This window comes from Paracoccus solventivorans (assembly GCF_900142875.1).
Classification (GTDB): Bacteria; Pseudomonadota; Alphaproteobacteria; order Rhodobacterales; family Rhodobacteraceae; genus Paracoccus; species Paracoccus solventivorans.
Genome location: NZ_FRCK01000013.1, coordinates 33,337 through 47,343, shown reverse-complemented (window position 1 = coordinate 47,343; position 14,007 = coordinate 33,337). Strand labels below are relative to the sequence as shown.

Sequence of the window (14,007 nt, the reverse complement as noted above, 5' to 3'; positions counted from 1 at the left end):
CCTTGTCAGACCCGGCGGCCAGCAGCTTCAGCCCCCCGGTCGTGGCCGCGCTGGTCGCGGCCGCGGTGGCGGTGCTGGCCTGGCCGGTGAACGACTGGCTGAACCGCCGGCGCGCGCGCGCGCTGCGCGCCGAGCGGGTGGCCGACGTGCAGCGCGCGCTGCTGGCCGAAATCCGCGCCCATGTGGCGACGCTGGAAAAGCAGCGGCCGCGCGACGAGGCCGCGCGCGAGGCGGCGGCGACCAAGCTGACCATGGGCGACCACACGCTGACCCCGCCCCATGACGCCAATGAACGCATCTTTTGCGCCATCATGGCCGAGGTCCATATCCTGCCGGGATGGGCCATCGACCCGGTGGTGCGCTATTACGGGCTGCTGGCGGCGCAGCGCGCCTTGGCACAGGACATCCGCGCCCATCTTGCGGACCGGCCGGACAGCGCCATCAGCATGTTCCAGCATTACCTGACGCGGAATGACGAGATTCTAAGGACCGGCCGCGAGGCGATGCTGATCCTGACCGCCAGCCTCGAAGGCGGGATGGACGCCGTCGCGGCGCTGAAGGCCGCGCTGGAGAAGCAAGAGAACGCGCGCATCCTGGGCACCCTGCCGGGCGAGCTGGACCAGCTGCGCGCGGGGCTCAGTAAACGATCTTCGAATCCGAGGGGCCGGTGATGGGGGACAGGCCGGCAATCGCCGCGATCTCGTTCGAGCTTTTCGCGTTCAGCAGCCGCTCGACCAGATCCTCGGTCGAGGCGACCCGGCGGGGCGCGGCCTTGGCCGGCCGGACCGGCGCGGACGCCTTGGCGACCAGACGGCGCAATATCGACTTTCGAGCCATGGCGACCCCCTGCATCAGCGGCGCGCGACATGCGGCCTTACCGCAGAATATAGGGCGCCGCCCCCGTGCAGACAACAGCCCTTACCTGCCCCCATGCGCGCGGCTCTCGCTACGCCGCACCGGGGTCTTGTCGATGGCGCGGCCGATCTCGCGGCTGTCCCAGGGCGAGGGCTTGCGGTCGATCACCGTCCCGTCGAGGTCCAGCACCATCAGCGAAAACCCCCGCGGCCGCAGCTTCTGCCGCCAGGGCGACTGCGCGGCCGGGTCGGTGTCGGTGATGACGGTCACGCCGCGCCGCGCCAGCGCCGCGGGGTCGCGCTGCAGCAGCTCCATCTGCGTGGCGAATGCGGCGTCGGCGGGGGTGTCGGCAAACACCACCACCGGCCGGCGCTCGAACAGCAGCGCCTCGGGGGTGATGTCGGTGGCGGCGCGGATGTCCAGCTGTTCCGCGGCGGGCGGCTGGGGCGCGGCCGGGGCCGCGGCGCCGTCGTCGCGCGGCGTGGCGCCGGGGCGGGCGGGGGCGGCGCGTTCGACCGCGATGCTGTCGGGCGGCGGCGTCGAGCCGCCCATGGCCAGCACCGGGCCGCAGGACATCAGGACCAACGCAAGACCCGTGAGCTTGCCAAGCAGAAAACGTATCATGTTTGGGAATATAGCGACTGCGGTCGCATCGGAAAGGACCATGAAATGACCAGCACCCCTGAACTTGACCAGTGGCGCGCCTTGGCCTCGAAAGAGCTGAAGGGCGCCGACCCCGATAGCCTGAACTGGGACACGCTGGAAGGGATTACCGTCAAGCCGCTGTATACCGAGGCCGACACCGCCGGGCTGGAGCATATGGGCAGCCTGCCGGGGCTGGCGCCGTTCACCCGCGGGCCGCGCGCCACGATGTATGCCGGCCGCCCGTGGACGATCCGGCAATATGCGGGGTTCTCGACCGCCGAGGAATCGAACGCCTTCTACCGCCGCAACCTCGCCGCCGGGCAGCAGGGCGTCTCGGTCGCCTTCGACCTGGCCACCCACCGCGGCTATGACAGCGACCACCCGCGGGTCGAGGGCGACGTGGGCAAGGCCGGCGTCGCCATCGATTCGGTCGAGGACATGAAGATCCTGTTCGACGGCATCCCGCTGGACAAGGTGTCGGTGTCGATGACCATGAACGGGGCGGTGATCCCGATCCTGGCCAATTTCATCGTCGCGGGCGAGGAACAGGGCCACCCGCGCGCGGCGCTGTCGGGGACCATCCAGAACGACATCCTGAAAGAGTTCATGGTCCGCAACACCTATATCTATCCGCCCGAGCCCTCGATGCGGATCATCGCCGACATCATCGGCTATACCTCGGCCGAGATGCCGCGGTTCAACTCGATCTCGATTTCCGGCTATCACATGCAGGAAGCCGGGGCGAATCTGGTGCAGGAGCTGGCCTATACCCTGGCCGACGGCCGCGAATACGTGCGCGCCGCCATGGCCGCAGGGATGGACGTGGACGAATTCGCCGGGCGGCTGTCGTTCTTCTTCGCCATCGGCATGAACTTCTTCATGGAGATCGCCAAGCTGCGGGCCGCGCGGCTGCTGTGGCACCGGATCATGACCGATTTCGGCGCGAAGAAGCAGTCGAGCCTGATGCTGCGCACCCACTGCCAGACCTCGGGCGTCAGCCTGACCGAGCTCGACCCCTACAACAACGTCATCCGCACCGCGTACGAGGCGATGAGCGCGGCGCTTGGCGGCACCCAGTCGCTGCACACCAACGCGCTGGACGAGGCGATCGCCCTGCCCACCGATTTCAGCGCCCGCATCGCCCGCAACACCCAGCTGATCCTGCAGGAAGAAACCGGCATCACCCATGTCGTCGACCCGCTGGCCGGGTCCTATTACGTCGAATCGCTGACCGCCGAGCTGGCCGACAAGGCCTGGGCGATCATCGAGGAGGTCGAGGCGATGGGCGGCATGACCAAGGCCGTCGCCACCGGCCAGCCCAAGCTGCGCATCGAGGAAACCGCGGCGCGCCGGCAGGCGATGATCGACCGCGGCGAAGAGGTGATTGTCGGGGTCAACAAGTACCGCAAGGACAAGGAAGACCCGATCGACATCCTCGACATCGACAACATGGCGGTACGTGCCGCGCAGATCGCGCGGCTGGAACGGATCCGCGCCACCCGCGACCAGGCCGCCTGCGACGCGGCGCTGGCCGAGGTGACCCGCCGCGCCGCCGAGGGCGGCAACCTGCTGGAAGCCGCGGTCGAGGCGGCAAGGGCGCGTGCAACCGTTGGGGAAATCAGCATGGCGATGGAAAAGGAGTTCGGCCGCCACCGGGCCGAGGTGCGCACGCTCGCCGGGGTCTATGGCGCCGCCTATGAGGGCGACGAGGGCTTTGCCCGCATCCAGAAGGACGTCGAGGCGTTCGCCGAAACCGAGGGCCGGCGCCCGCGGATGCTGGTGGTCAAGATGGGCCAGGACGGCCACGACCGCGGCGCCAAGGTGATCGCCACCGCCTTCGCCGACATCGGTTTCGACGTCGACGTGGGGCCGCTGTTCCAGACCCCCGAGGAAGCCGCGCAGGACGCCGTCGACAACGACGTGCATATCGTCGGGATCTCGTCGCAGGCCGCCGGCCACAAGACGCTGGCGCCCAAGCTGATCGAGGCGCTGCGCGCGCAGGGCGCAGGCGACATCATCGTGATCTGCGGCGGCGTGATCCCGCAGCAGGATTACGAGTTCCTGCGCAACGCCGGCGTCGCCGCGATCTTCGGTCCCGGCACCAACATCCCGGCCGCCGCCCGCGAGATCCTGGATATCGTCAAGGCGAAACGCGCCGCTGCGTGACGTCGCCGCTGCAGCGGGGGGCTTGCCGCCCCCCGCACCCCCCGGGGGTATTTGGGCCAGAAAGAAGCCCCGGACTGGCGCTCTTGCCCGAGGCCGGGGGACGTGCCACCAGTCGGCACATGGATCGGATCAGGCGTCCCGGCGGGTTTCGGCGGGCCGCGGCGCGCAGGGGGCTGATGGCATGGTGCGGATAGATGGCGCCCCCTCGGTCTGGCACGAGCTGCCAGAGCCGCTCGCGCTCGAGATCGGGCGGGCGGTCGCCAGTTTCGGCCATCTCGAGGACATGCTGAAGCGCGCGATCTTCGCACTGGACCAGCGCCGCCTGCCGGCCTCGATCCACGACCGGGATTTTCGCAGCTGGCTGCGCCGCATGGATCACGTCGCCGCCGATTCGCTGGGCACGCTGATCGAGCGGCTTGAACGCACGCTGGCGCGCGAGGGGCGCGCCGACCCCGAGCTGATCGCGCAGCTGGACGAGGTGAAATCCTGGCGCAACCTGCTGTGCCACGCCAACTGGCAGCCGCGCGGCGGCGCCTGGCAGCCGATTTTCGCCAACACCAGGGGCGAGATCTTCGACGGCACGCTGGATCCGCCGGACATCCGCGCCATCCGCGACATGTCGCTGGACAGCGCCCGGCGAGTGGCGCGGATCATCGAGGCGCTGGACGACGGCGGCAACGGCTGGATGGAGTGACCCTGGAGAGGAGCTTGGGCGCGATGGGCAGGGTTCTGGATTATCCGCCGGCATGGCTGGCGATGTTTGCGGCGGCGGCGTGGCTGGCGGGGCGGCTGTGGCCGATGCCGGTGGCGCCGGGCGCGGGCTGGGCGCTGGTGCTGTCGGGGCTGGCGCTGATGGCGGCGGCGGCCTGGGTGATGCTGCGCGGCGGCGCCACCGTGGACCCGACCCGGCCGCCGACCGCGCTGGTCACCCGCGGCCCCTATCGCCTGTCGCGCAACCCGATCTATCTGGCGGATGCGCTGATCCTGGCCGGGCTGTGCCTGCTGTGGCAGCCCTTGGCCGCGCTGCTGCTGGTGCCGGGGTTCATGGCAGTGATCCAGCACCGCTTCATCCGGCGCGAGGAAGCCTGGCTGCGCGCCCGCGACGCGCGCGGCTTCGACGCCTGGGCGGCGCGCACCCGGCGCTGGCTGTAGTCCCCTGCCCGTTTGCCCGCGTTGCCAAGCCGCGGCCCGCGGGATAACACGCGGCGACCGCGGCGCGGGTTCTGCCTGCCTCGCACCCCATCGCATACGAGGCCCCCATGTCCGCCACCCCTTCGCCCGCGTCGCCAGTGCCTGGCCCCGCGCCGCTGCGCCTTGGCATCGTCGGACTGGGCACCGTGGGCATCGGGGTGGTGAAGATCGTCCAGAACCACGCCGGCCTGCTGGCGGCGCGCGCGGGGCGGCCGCTGCAGATCACCGCCGTCTGCGCCCGCGACCGCACCCGCAACCGCGACGCCGACATCTCAGAATACGCCTGGGTGGACAGCCCGGCCGAGCTTGCCCTGCGCGACGACGTCGACGTGCTGGTCGAGCTGGTCGGCGGCACCGAGGGCGCCGCGCGCGAGGCGATCGAGCTGGCGCTGGACCACGGCAAGGACGTGGTGACCGCGAACAAGGCGCTGCTGGCCGTCCACGGCCAGGCGCTGGCCGAGCGGGCCGAGCGTCAGGGCCGCACCATCCGCTTTGAGGCCGCGGTGGCCGGCGGCATCCCGGTCATCAAGGCGATCACCGAAAGCCTGGCCGGCAACCGCATCTCGCGCGTGATGGGGGTGATGAACGGCACCTGCAACTATATCCTGACCCGGATGCAGTCGGCCGGTCTGCCCTACGAGGCCGTGTTCGAGGAAGCCCGCCAGCTGGGATACCTCGAGGCCGACCCGACGCTGGACGTGGGCGGCATCGACGCCAGCCACAAGCTGGCGATCCTGGCCGCGCTGGCCTTCGGCACCCGCGTCGCCTTCGATTCGGTGGAGATCGAGGGGATCGAACGGATCTCGATCGACGACATCAACCGCGCCGCCGACATGGGCTATCGCATCAAGCTGCTGGGGGTGGCGCAGATGACCGGCCGCGGGCTGGAACAGCGGATGTCGCCCTGCCTGGTGCCCGCCGACAGCCCGCTGGGCCAGCTGGAAGGCGGCACCAACATGGTGGTGGTCGAGGGCGATTCGGTCGGCCAGATCGTGCTGCGCGGCGCCGGCGCCGGTGAGGGCCCGACCGCCAGCGCGGTGATGTCCGACCTGGTGGAACTGGCCCGCGGCGTGCGGATGCCGGTGTTCGGCCAGCCCGCCGAGCGGCTGGCAGTGCCCCAGCCCGCCCGCACCGCGGTGCCCGCCGCCTATTACCTGCGGCTGACGCTGGCCGACAAGCCGGGCGCGCTGGCCAAGGTGGCGACGGTGCTGGGCGACGCCGGGATCTCCATCGACCGGATGCGCCAATACGGCCACACCGTCGGCGGCAGCGCCCCGGTGCTGATCGTCACCCACAAGACCACCCCCGAGGCGATCCAGCACGCGATGGAACAACTGCCCCGCACCGGCGTGGTCGAGGGCGAGCCGGTCGAGCTGCGTATCGAGGAAGTCTGAGGCCCGGGCAGCCCTGCGGCAGGTCGCCGCGGGGCTCAGCGCCCCTCGCCCGGCACCGGCAGCAGATGGCGCAGCCCCTGCGTCACGTCGGTGCGGATCGCCAGCCGCAGCGCCGGTTCGTCCCCTGCGCGCAGCGCCGCCAGGATCATGCGGTGATGGCGCGGGGCCTCGTTGCGGCGCATCTTCTGGTAGACCGCGCGCATGGTCGGTCCCAACTGCAGCCAGATGGTTTCCAGCATCGCCAGCATTGCTGGGGCCTGCGCGCGCAGGTAGAGCGTGCGGTGGAACTCGAGATTGCTGCGGATATAGCCGACCGCATCGTGGTTCTGCGCCGCATCCCCGATCGCGGCATTGATCGCCGCCAGCCGGTCGATCAGCGCCAGATGCGCGCGGGGCAGCGCGCGGGAGGCCAGCTCGGGCTCGATCAGCGCGCGCAGGGCGGCAAGCTCTTCCAGCCGCTCGACCGACAGCGCCGGTGTCGCCACCCGCCCCGAGGCCGACAGCGTCAGCGCCCCCTCGGCCACCAGCCGCCGCACCGCCTCGCGCGCGGGGGTCATGCTGACCCGCGCCTCGGCCGCGATGCCGCGTAGGGTCAGCGCCTTGCCCGGCGGCAGCTCGCCCAGCATGATCCGGCCGCGCAGGCTGCGATACAGCCGCTCATGCGCCGAGGGCTGCGGCGGCGCGGCAGCCGGGGCGCTGGCCGGGGCGGATGAGGTCGGGGACGGGGCGCTTCTGGGGCTGATCATGCCGATTTGTGATCACGTTTCCGACACGCTGTCAATTTCACGCCCCTCCTCCGCGTTATCCTCCTCGGCCGCGGCGCCGCGGAACTGCCAGGCGTGCAGCGTGCCGCCATGGGCGCGCAGCCAGGCCCGCCGCGCCGCGTAATCGGGACACAGCCGCGCCACCGCCGCCCAGAAATCCGGCGAATGATCCATATGCGCCAGATGCGCGACCTCGTGCGCCGCGACGTAATCCAGCACCTCGGGCGGGGCCATCGCCAGCCGCCAGGAATACATCAGCCGCCCGCGATCGGTGCAGCTGCCCCAGCGCGACCGTGTGTCGCGCAGCGCGATGGCGGTGAAGCGCCGCCCCAGCGCCGCGGCGTGGCGGTCGCTGGCCGCCGCCAGCCGCGCCTGCGCCAGCCCGCGCAGAAAGGCCGCCGCGGTCAGGCCCGGCGGCCGCAGCCCCGGCAGGATCAGCGCCTCGCCCTGGACCTGCGGGGCGCGGACATCGGCCGGGGTCAGCAGCAGCGCCCGCCCTTCGACCGGCAGCAGCGCGCCGAAGGCCACCACCCGCGCCGGCGGCAGCGCCGCCAGGGCGCGGGACAGCCAGTCTCCCTGCGCGCGCAGAAAGGCCAGCGCCCGCGATTCCGGCATCCGCCGCGGCAGGGTCAGCGTCACCGAGCCGTCGCGCCGCGACACCCGCAGCGTCATCCGCCGCGCCCCCGCATGGCGGCGCAGCGTCACCTCGGTCCCGTTCTCAAGGATCATCCTGCCGCCCAAAATCCCTGTCCCCTTGCCCGCCCCGCCGCCGGTGGGGCGAAAGCCTTTGACACCCCCGGAACCCTGTGGCAGGGGAGGCCGGATTTACCTGACCTTTGGCGAAAAGAGAACACCATGCCCAAAGAGGAATGGGGCACCAAGCGCCTTTGCCCCAGCTGCGGAAGCCGCTTCTATGACCTGCGCAACGACCCGATGACCTGCCCGGTCTGCAACGCCCAGTTTTCGGCCGAAAGCCTGGCGACGGCGCGCGGCCGCGCCCTGATCAGCGAGAAGACCGCCCGCGACGCCGACCAGGACGACGTGGTCGATGACGATCTGGACGATGCCGCCGACGGGGGCGAGCTGGACGACGATCTGCTGGACGACGACGATGACGCGGATGTCTCGCTGGACGAGATCGCCGATGTCGCCGAGCCCGACGAGGACTGAGCGTCCCGCGCCCCCTGCCACGAAAGCCCCCCTCTGCGGGGGCTTTTCCTTTTCCGCCAGCCGGTTCCGCCACAATCTTCGCAGTTGCAGCGAAACCGCGATTTTCCCTCTTGCACCCCGCCGCGACACCCCATATACGACCCCCCACGCGGGCGGCGCCAGACGCAGCCCGGACCTCCGGTGGGGCCATAGCTCAGTTGGTAGAGCGCTTGAATGGCATTCAAGAGGTCAGGGGTTCGACTCCCCTTGGCTCCACCAATTCTTCCTGCATCGCGTAGAATTCCCTGTCACCGGGTCAGTTCACCCGGGGGAGCCAGAGCATTCCGGCGGCGTTTCCGGGTCCCTCAGGGGCGGTGCCTGCCGCCGCGGGGGCGCAGGCTGCGGCGGTCCAGGCGGGGGATGTCGTCCAAGGGCGCGCGGGGGGTGTTGCGGCGGCGGCCGGCGGCCCAGTCGATGCCAAGGCTCAGCAGCACCGGCAGCACGACCAGCAGCCCCAGCGCGAAGATCCAGGGATCCAGCCGGGACAGGGCTGTCGGCAGCCACTCGGGCGGGGCAAGCAGTTCCGCGCGGTAGAGTGCCGCCCCTGTCCCCGGATCAGGGAAGGGAATCCCGGCCAGTTCCGGTCCGACGAAAATAGCCTCGAGCAATACCCACAGCGCGGCAACTCCGGCCAGAATCACCAAAGCCAGGACAATGCATATTCTGGGAAAGAATAAATCTTTCACAGCCTTGCCCGCCAAATATCGCCCGAGAGTCTCAGTTGTAATTAATCCTGTTATGAAGATTCAGGCAACCTGCGGCCACACCAACAATTGCGGAACGCCGCCGCACCGCCGCGGGTTGCCGCTGCTCGAAAGCTTCTTTGCGACGAAACGCCACGTCACGAATCGCAAGGGGCCGCACCCAAGGCGCGGCCCCCTTTTCGCATCCGACACCCGGGTCCGGCCCGGTACCCGCCTCAGCCCAAGGCGCGGTCGAGGTCGGCGATGATGTCCTCGGGGTTCTCGATCCCGATCGACAGCCGCACCAGATCCGGGCCGGCGCCCGCAGCGATCTGTTGCGCTTCGGTCAGCTGGCTGTGGGTGGTCGACGCCGGATGGATCGCCAGCGTGCGCGCGTCGCCCAGATTCGCCACGTGGCTGATCATCTGCAGCCGCCCGATCGCCGCCACGCAGGCGTCATAGCCACCCTTCAGGCGGATGGTGAACAGCGCCCCTGCCCCCTTGGGATACAGCCGCTGCACCCGGTCATGCCAGGGCGAACCTTGCAGCCCGGCATAGGTGACCTCGGCCACGCGCGGGTCGGCCTCCAGCCACTCGGCCACGCGGCGGGCGTTGGCGACGTGGCGCTCCATCCGCAGGCCCAGGGTCTCGATCCCCATCAGCACGTAATGGGCGGCCTGCGGGTTCATGGTCATCCCCAGGTCGCGCAGCCCGATGGCGATAGAATGGAAGGTGAAGGCGGCCGGACCGAAGGTCTCGTGGAAGCGCAGCCCGTGATAGGCGGGCTCGGGGTCCGACAGCGACGGGAACTTGCCCGAGGCCGACCAGTCGAACTTGCCGGAATCGACCACCGCGCCGCCCATGACGGTGCCGTTGCCGGTCAGGTATTTGGTCAGGCTGTGGACCACCAGCGTCGCCCCCTGCTCGATCGGGCGGCACAGGAACGGCGTGGCCAGCGTGTTGTCCACGATCAGCGGAATCCCGGCCTCATCCGCGATGGCGGCGATGGCGGGAATGTCGGTGACATAGCCGCCGGGGTTGGAAATCGATTCGCAGAAGATCGCGCGGGTGTCGTCGTCGATGGCGGCGCGCACGGCGTCCAGATCCTCGAGGTCGACGAAGCGGCAGGACCAGCCAAAGCGGCGGATGGTCTGGGAAAACTGGGTGACGGTGCCGCCATACAGCCGCGACGAGGCAATGATGTTCAGCCCCGGCCCCATCAGCGGGAACAGCGCCATGATCTGCGCCGCGTGACCCGAGGAACAGCAGACCGCGCCCGCACCCCCCTCCAGCGCCGCGACCCGGGCCTGCAGCGCGGAAATCGTCGGGTTGGTCAGGCGCGAATAGATGTAGCCGACCTCTTGCAGGCTGAACAGGCGGGCGGCGTGGTCGGCATCGCGGAACTGATAGGCGGTGGTCTGGTAGATCGGCACCTGCCGCGCCCCGGTCGCGGGGTCCGGCTCGGCACCCGCATGAATGGCAAGCGTGTCAAATCCCTGCGGGCTCGGGTTGTCGGTCATGGCGCATTCCTCTGGACTGGGCATTTCGTCGCGCGCAAGGCTATGCCCCGCGCCGCCCCCTGGCAATCGCGGGCAAAATGGACAAAACCGCGCAAACCTGGCGAGGCTGCGGATTTTCCCGGCAAATCCCCGCCGCGGCCGCCAACCGTCCCGAACCCCGCCGCCGTGGGCTGCCACCCTTCGCCCCGCGGCCCGAAAATCGGGAAACCCTTTCACCTTGCCGCAAATATCCTCCGGGGCGCGGGGTTGGAACCCCCCCGCTCCGGCCGCGACGCAAGGGCAAGCCTCCGCCGGCCGGCGCCGCGCCGGGTTGAACCCAAGCCCCCGAAAGGACAGATGTTGCCCCGACGGAACACGTCCCGACGGAACACGAGGAGATGCCGATGACCCGCCTGCCCCACTGCAACGGTCCCTGTCGCGACGCCGAGGGTGTGGGGGGCGCGGCCGCGGCTCCGCTGGGCGAGCTGCCGGAATGGGACCTGAGCGACCTCTACCCCGCCCCCGACGCGCCGGAGCTCGCGCGTGACCTCGAACGGCTGGACGCCGCCTGCGCCAGCTTCGCCGCCGACTACGAAGGCCGGCTGGCCGCGCTGACCCCGGCCGAGATGCTGGAGTGCGTGGAACGCTATCAGCAGATCGACCTGATCGCCGGGCGGATCATGTCCTATGCCGGCTTGCGCTATTACCAGAACACCACCGATGCCGGCCGCGCCAAGATGCTGGGCGACCTGCAGGCCCGCATCACCGACATGACCACGCCGCTGGTGTTCTTCAGCCTCGAGTTCAACCGCATCCCCGACGAGATCTACGAACAGGTGTTCAGCACCCCCTGCGGCCCCTCGCGCTACAAGCCGGTGTTCGACCGGATGCGCGCCATGCGCCCCTATCAGCTGTCGGACGAGCTGGAAAAGTTCCTGCACGACAATTCCGTGGTGGGGGCGGCCGCCTGGAACCGGCTGTTCGACGAAACCACCGCCGCCCTGACCTTTGACGTCGAGGGCGAGGTGCTGGGGCTGGAAGCCACGCTGAACCTGCTGACCGACCACGACCGCGCCCGGCGCGAAGCCGGTGCGCGGGCGCTGGCGCAGGTGTTCGGCGACAACATCAAGCTGTTTTCGCGCATCCACAACACGCTCGCCAAGGAAAAGGCGATCGAGGACAAGTGGCGCAAGATGCCCACTCCGCAGACCGCCCGGCATCTGTCGAACCATGTCGAGCCCGAGGTGGTGGCTGCGCTGCGCGATGCGGTGGTGGCCGCCTATCCGCGGATGTCGCATCGCTACTACCGGCTCAAGGCGCGCTGGCTGGGGCTGGACAAGCTGCAAGTCTGGGACCGCAATGCGCCGCTGCCGCAGGAACCCGACCGGCTGGTGCCTTGGGCCGAGGCCCGCGCCACGGTGCTCGATGCCTATGCCGGCTTCGACCCGGAACTGGCGCGTCTGGCCGAGCCGTTCTTCGACCGCGGCTGGATCGACGCGGGCGTGAAGCCCGGCAAGTCGCCGGGCGCCTTCGCGCACCCCACGGTCACCGACGCGCATCCCTATGTGCTGCTGAACTATCTGGGCAAGCCGCGCGACGTGATGACGCTCGCGCACGAACTCGGCCATGGCGTCCACCAGCGGCTGGCAGCCGGACAGGGCGAGCTGCTGGCCGCGACGCCGCTGACGCTGGCCGAAACCGCATCGGTGTTTGGCGAGATGCTGACCTTCCGCGCCCTGCTCTCCCGCACCACCGACCAGGCCGAGCGCAAGGCGCTGCTGGCCGGCAAGGTCGAGGACATGATCAACACGGTCGTGCGCCAGATCGCCTTCTACGATTTCGAATGTCGCCTGCACGCGGCCCGCGCCGAGGGCGAGCTGACCCCCGACGACATCAACGCGATCTGGATGCAGGTGCAGCATGAATCGCTGGGCGACGCCTTCGAGTTCATGCCGGGATACGAGAGCTTCTGGTCCTATGTGCCGCATTTCGTGCACTCGCCCTTCTACGTCTATGCCTATGCCTTCGGCGACGGGCTGGTGAACGCGCTCTACGCCGCCTACGAGGCGCAGCCCGAGGGCTTCCCGGCCAAGTATTTCGACCTGCTCAAGTCCGGCGGCTCTCGCCACCATGCGGAACTGCTGGCCCCCTTCGGGCTGGACGCCTCGGACCCGGCGTTCTGGGACAAGGGGCTGTCGATGATCGAGGGCTTCATCGACCAGCTCGAAGCGATGGAGGGTTAAGCGGGTGGCTCGCGACCCGTTCCGCCGCCAGCGGCCCCGGCGCCTGCGCCGCATCCTGCTGGGGCTGGCGGGGGTCACCCTGCTGGCGCTGGCAGCGGTGGCGGTGTTCGGCCCGCGGCTGGTCGCCGACCGGCTGAACCCCGTGACCGCCCGCGCCGACTGGCCGGTGTCGGACGCGGCGCTGGCGCTGCACCGGCGGCTGGTGATCGGCGATCTGCACGCCGACCCGCTGCTGTGGGACCGCGACCTGTCGGTCGAGCGCCCCGAGGGCCACGTGGACCTGCCCCGGCTCGACCGCGGCAATGTCGCGGTGCAGGTGTTCAGCGCGGTGACGAAAAGCCCGCGCGGCCAGAACTACGGCGAAAACGCCACTGATGCGCCCGACAACATCACGCCGCTGGTCATCGGCCAGCTGCGCCCGGTGCAAAGCTGGTTCAGCCTCAAGGAACGCGCGCTGGACCAGTCGCGCCGCCTGGCCCGGCTGGCCGATACGCACCCCGACCGGCTGCGGCTGATCCGCAGCGCCGACGACCTGACCGCGCTGCTGGCCGAGCGTGCGGCGGGCAGCCGCGTCATCGGTGCGATCCTGGCGATGGAGGGCGCGCATCCGCTGGAAGGCAACCTCGCCAACCTGCCGGTGATGGAGGGCGCGGGCTATCGCATCTTCGGGATCACGCATTTCTTCGACAACGAGCTCGGCGGTTCGTTGCACGGGCAGTCGCAGGCCGGGCTGAGTGATTTCGGCCGCGAGGTGGTCGCGGAACTGGTCGCCCGGCAGCTGGTGATCGACCTCGCCCATGCCTCGCCGCAGGTGGTGCGCGAGGTGCTGGCGGTGCCGGGCGCGAAACCGATGCTCAGCCACACCGGGGTGCACGGGCTCTGCAACACCCCGCGCAACCTCGACGACGCGCTGCTGCGGCAGATCGCCGACAAGGGCGGCATCGTCGGCATCGGCTTCTGGGCGGATGTCACCTGCAACGACAGCCCCGCCGGCATCGCCGCCACCATCGCCGCCGCCATCGAGCTGCTGGGCGAGGATCACGTCGCGCTGGGGTCGGACTGGGACGGCTCGGTCGGGGTGCCCTTCGACGCCGCCGGCCTGCCGGCGCTGACCCATTCGCTGCTGGACGCCGGGCTGAGCGAGGAGCAGATCGCCAAGGTCATGGGCGGCAACATGATGCGCTATCTGCGCGAGACCTTGCCGCGGGGTTAAGGGCGGCACCGCGAGCGGTCCCTCGTGCCCCACAAGCAAACCGGGCGGAACCGCCTCTGTGTCCATCTGCTGGCCGAGGCGGCGGGCGCCTCCTACGCGGACATGAAGCTGCGCCTCAACCACATCGCGATGGGGATGCTGCCAT

14 protein-coding genes and 1 tRNA gene are annotated in these 14,007 nt (G+C 70.0%); 9 read left to right on the top strand and 6 right to left on the bottom strand.

Annotated features, from left to right (window positions below):
* Positions 1-2: 2 nt before the first annotated feature.
* A complete protein-coding gene (locus BUB57_RS15035; RefSeq protein ID WP_073068496.1) occupies positions 3-671 on the top strand; it encodes a hypothetical protein in 669 nt (222 codons plus the stop codon).
* On the opposite strand, the gene BUB57_RS15030 is transcribed toward BUB57_RS15035, so the two are convergent.
* Together BUB57_RS15030 and BUB57_RS15025 are read right to left on the bottom strand one after the other, a co-directional pair.
* Positions 637-837 (bottom strand): hypothetical protein, encoded by a 201-nt coding sequence (locus BUB57_RS15030; RefSeq protein ID WP_143159750.1) that lies wholly within the window; start codon positions 835-837, stop codon positions 637-639. The genes BUB57_RS15035 and BUB57_RS15030 overlap by 35 nt on opposite strands.
* Positions 838-918: 81 nt before the next feature.
* Entirely contained in the window at positions 919-1,431 is a 513-nt protein-coding gene (locus BUB57_RS15025; protein ID WP_234952106.1) for a DUF4174 domain-containing protein, read from the bottom strand.
* A 93-nt stretch (positions 1,432-1,524) separates the two neighbouring features.
* Here BUB57_RS15025 and scpA point away from each other — a divergent pair, with 93 nt between their 5' ends.
* From scpA to BUB57_RS15005, 4 genes are all read left to right on the top strand, one after another.
* A complete protein-coding gene (gene scpA / locus BUB57_RS15020) occupies positions 1,525-3,666 on the top strand; it encodes a methylmalonyl-CoA mutase (protein ID WP_073068490.1) in 2,142 nt (713 codons plus the stop codon).
* Positions 3,667-3,847: 181 nt separating this feature from the next.
* Positions 3,848-4,360 carry a hypothetical protein gene (locus tag BUB57_RS15015; protein ID WP_073068488.1) on the top strand — a complete coding sequence of 171 codons (513 nt, stop codon included), beginning with the start codon at positions 3,848-3,850 and terminating at the stop codon, positions 4,358-4,360.
* A 23-nt stretch (positions 4,361-4,383) separates the two neighbouring features.
* The gene (locus BUB57_RS15010) at positions 4,384-4,818 is read left to right on the top strand and encodes a methyltransferase family protein (RefSeq protein WP_073068486.1); all 435 of its coding nucleotides are present in this window, start codon (positions 4,384-4,386) and stop codon (positions 4,816-4,818) included.
* A gap of 107 nt (positions 4,819-4,925) precedes the next feature.
* Complete coding sequence (locus BUB57_RS15005) at positions 4,926-6,251, top strand: homoserine dehydrogenase (protein ID WP_073068484.1); 1,326 nt, start codon at positions 4,926-4,928, stop codon at positions 6,249-6,251.
* Positions 6,252-6,286: 35 nt separating this feature from the next.
* Here the strand turns inward: BUB57_RS15005 and BUB57_RS15000 are convergent, their stop codons facing one another.
* Together BUB57_RS15000 and BUB57_RS14995 are read right to left on the bottom strand one after the other, a co-directional pair.
* The gene (locus BUB57_RS15000) at positions 6,287-6,997 is read right to left on the bottom strand and encodes a GntR family transcriptional regulator (protein WP_084732198.1); all 711 of its coding nucleotides are present in this window, start codon (positions 6,995-6,997) and stop codon (positions 6,287-6,289) included.
* Positions 6,998-7,009: 12 nt separating this feature from the next.
* Positions 7,010-7,744, bottom strand: coding sequence for a M48 family metallopeptidase (locus BUB57_RS14995; protein WP_073068482.1), 735 nt, complete (start codon positions 7,742-7,744; stop codon positions 7,010-7,012).
* A gap of 126 nt (positions 7,745-7,870) precedes the next feature.
* On the opposite strand from BUB57_RS14995, the gene BUB57_RS14990 reads away from it, so the two are divergent.
* Both BUB57_RS14990 and BUB57_RS14985 read left to right on the top strand, forming a co-directional pair.
* On the top strand, positions 7,871-8,185 hold the full coding sequence (locus BUB57_RS14990) for an FYDLN acid domain-containing protein (protein ID WP_073068481.1): 315 nt from the start codon (positions 7,871-7,873) through the stop codon (positions 8,183-8,185).
* A gap of 182 nt (positions 8,186-8,367) precedes the next feature.
* A tRNA-Ala gene (locus BUB57_RS14985) sits at positions 8,368-8,443 on the top strand.
* Positions 8,444-8,529: 86 nt separating this feature from the next.
* Here BUB57_RS14985 and BUB57_RS14980 read toward each other — a convergent pair.
* Positions 8,530-8,865, bottom strand: coding sequence for a hypothetical protein (locus BUB57_RS14980; protein WP_143159749.1), 336 nt, complete (start codon positions 8,863-8,865; stop codon positions 8,530-8,532).
* 278 nt (positions 8,866-9,143) lie between these two features.
* The gene (locus BUB57_RS14975; RefSeq protein WP_073068478.1) at positions 9,144-10,427 is read right to left on the bottom strand and encodes an O-acetylhomoserine aminocarboxypropyltransferase/cysteine synthase family protein; all 1,284 of its coding nucleotides are present in this window, start codon (positions 10,425-10,427) and stop codon (positions 9,144-9,146) included.
* A gap of 383 nt (positions 10,428-10,810) precedes the next feature.
* On the opposite strand from BUB57_RS14975, the gene BUB57_RS14970 reads away from it, so the two are divergent.
* Both BUB57_RS14970 and BUB57_RS14965 read left to right on the top strand, forming a co-directional pair.
* Positions 10,811-12,649: a M3 family oligoendopeptidase gene (locus BUB57_RS14970; RefSeq protein WP_073068545.1), complete on the top strand. Its 1,839-nt coding sequence runs from the start codon at positions 10,811-10,813 to the stop codon at positions 12,647-12,649.
* Positions 12,650-12,653: 4 nt separating this feature from the next.
* A complete protein-coding gene (locus BUB57_RS14965; protein WP_073068476.1) occupies positions 12,654-13,862 on the top strand; it encodes a dipeptidase in 1,209 nt (402 codons plus the stop codon).
* The last annotated feature ends 145 nt before the right edge of the window (positions 13,863-14,007 follow it).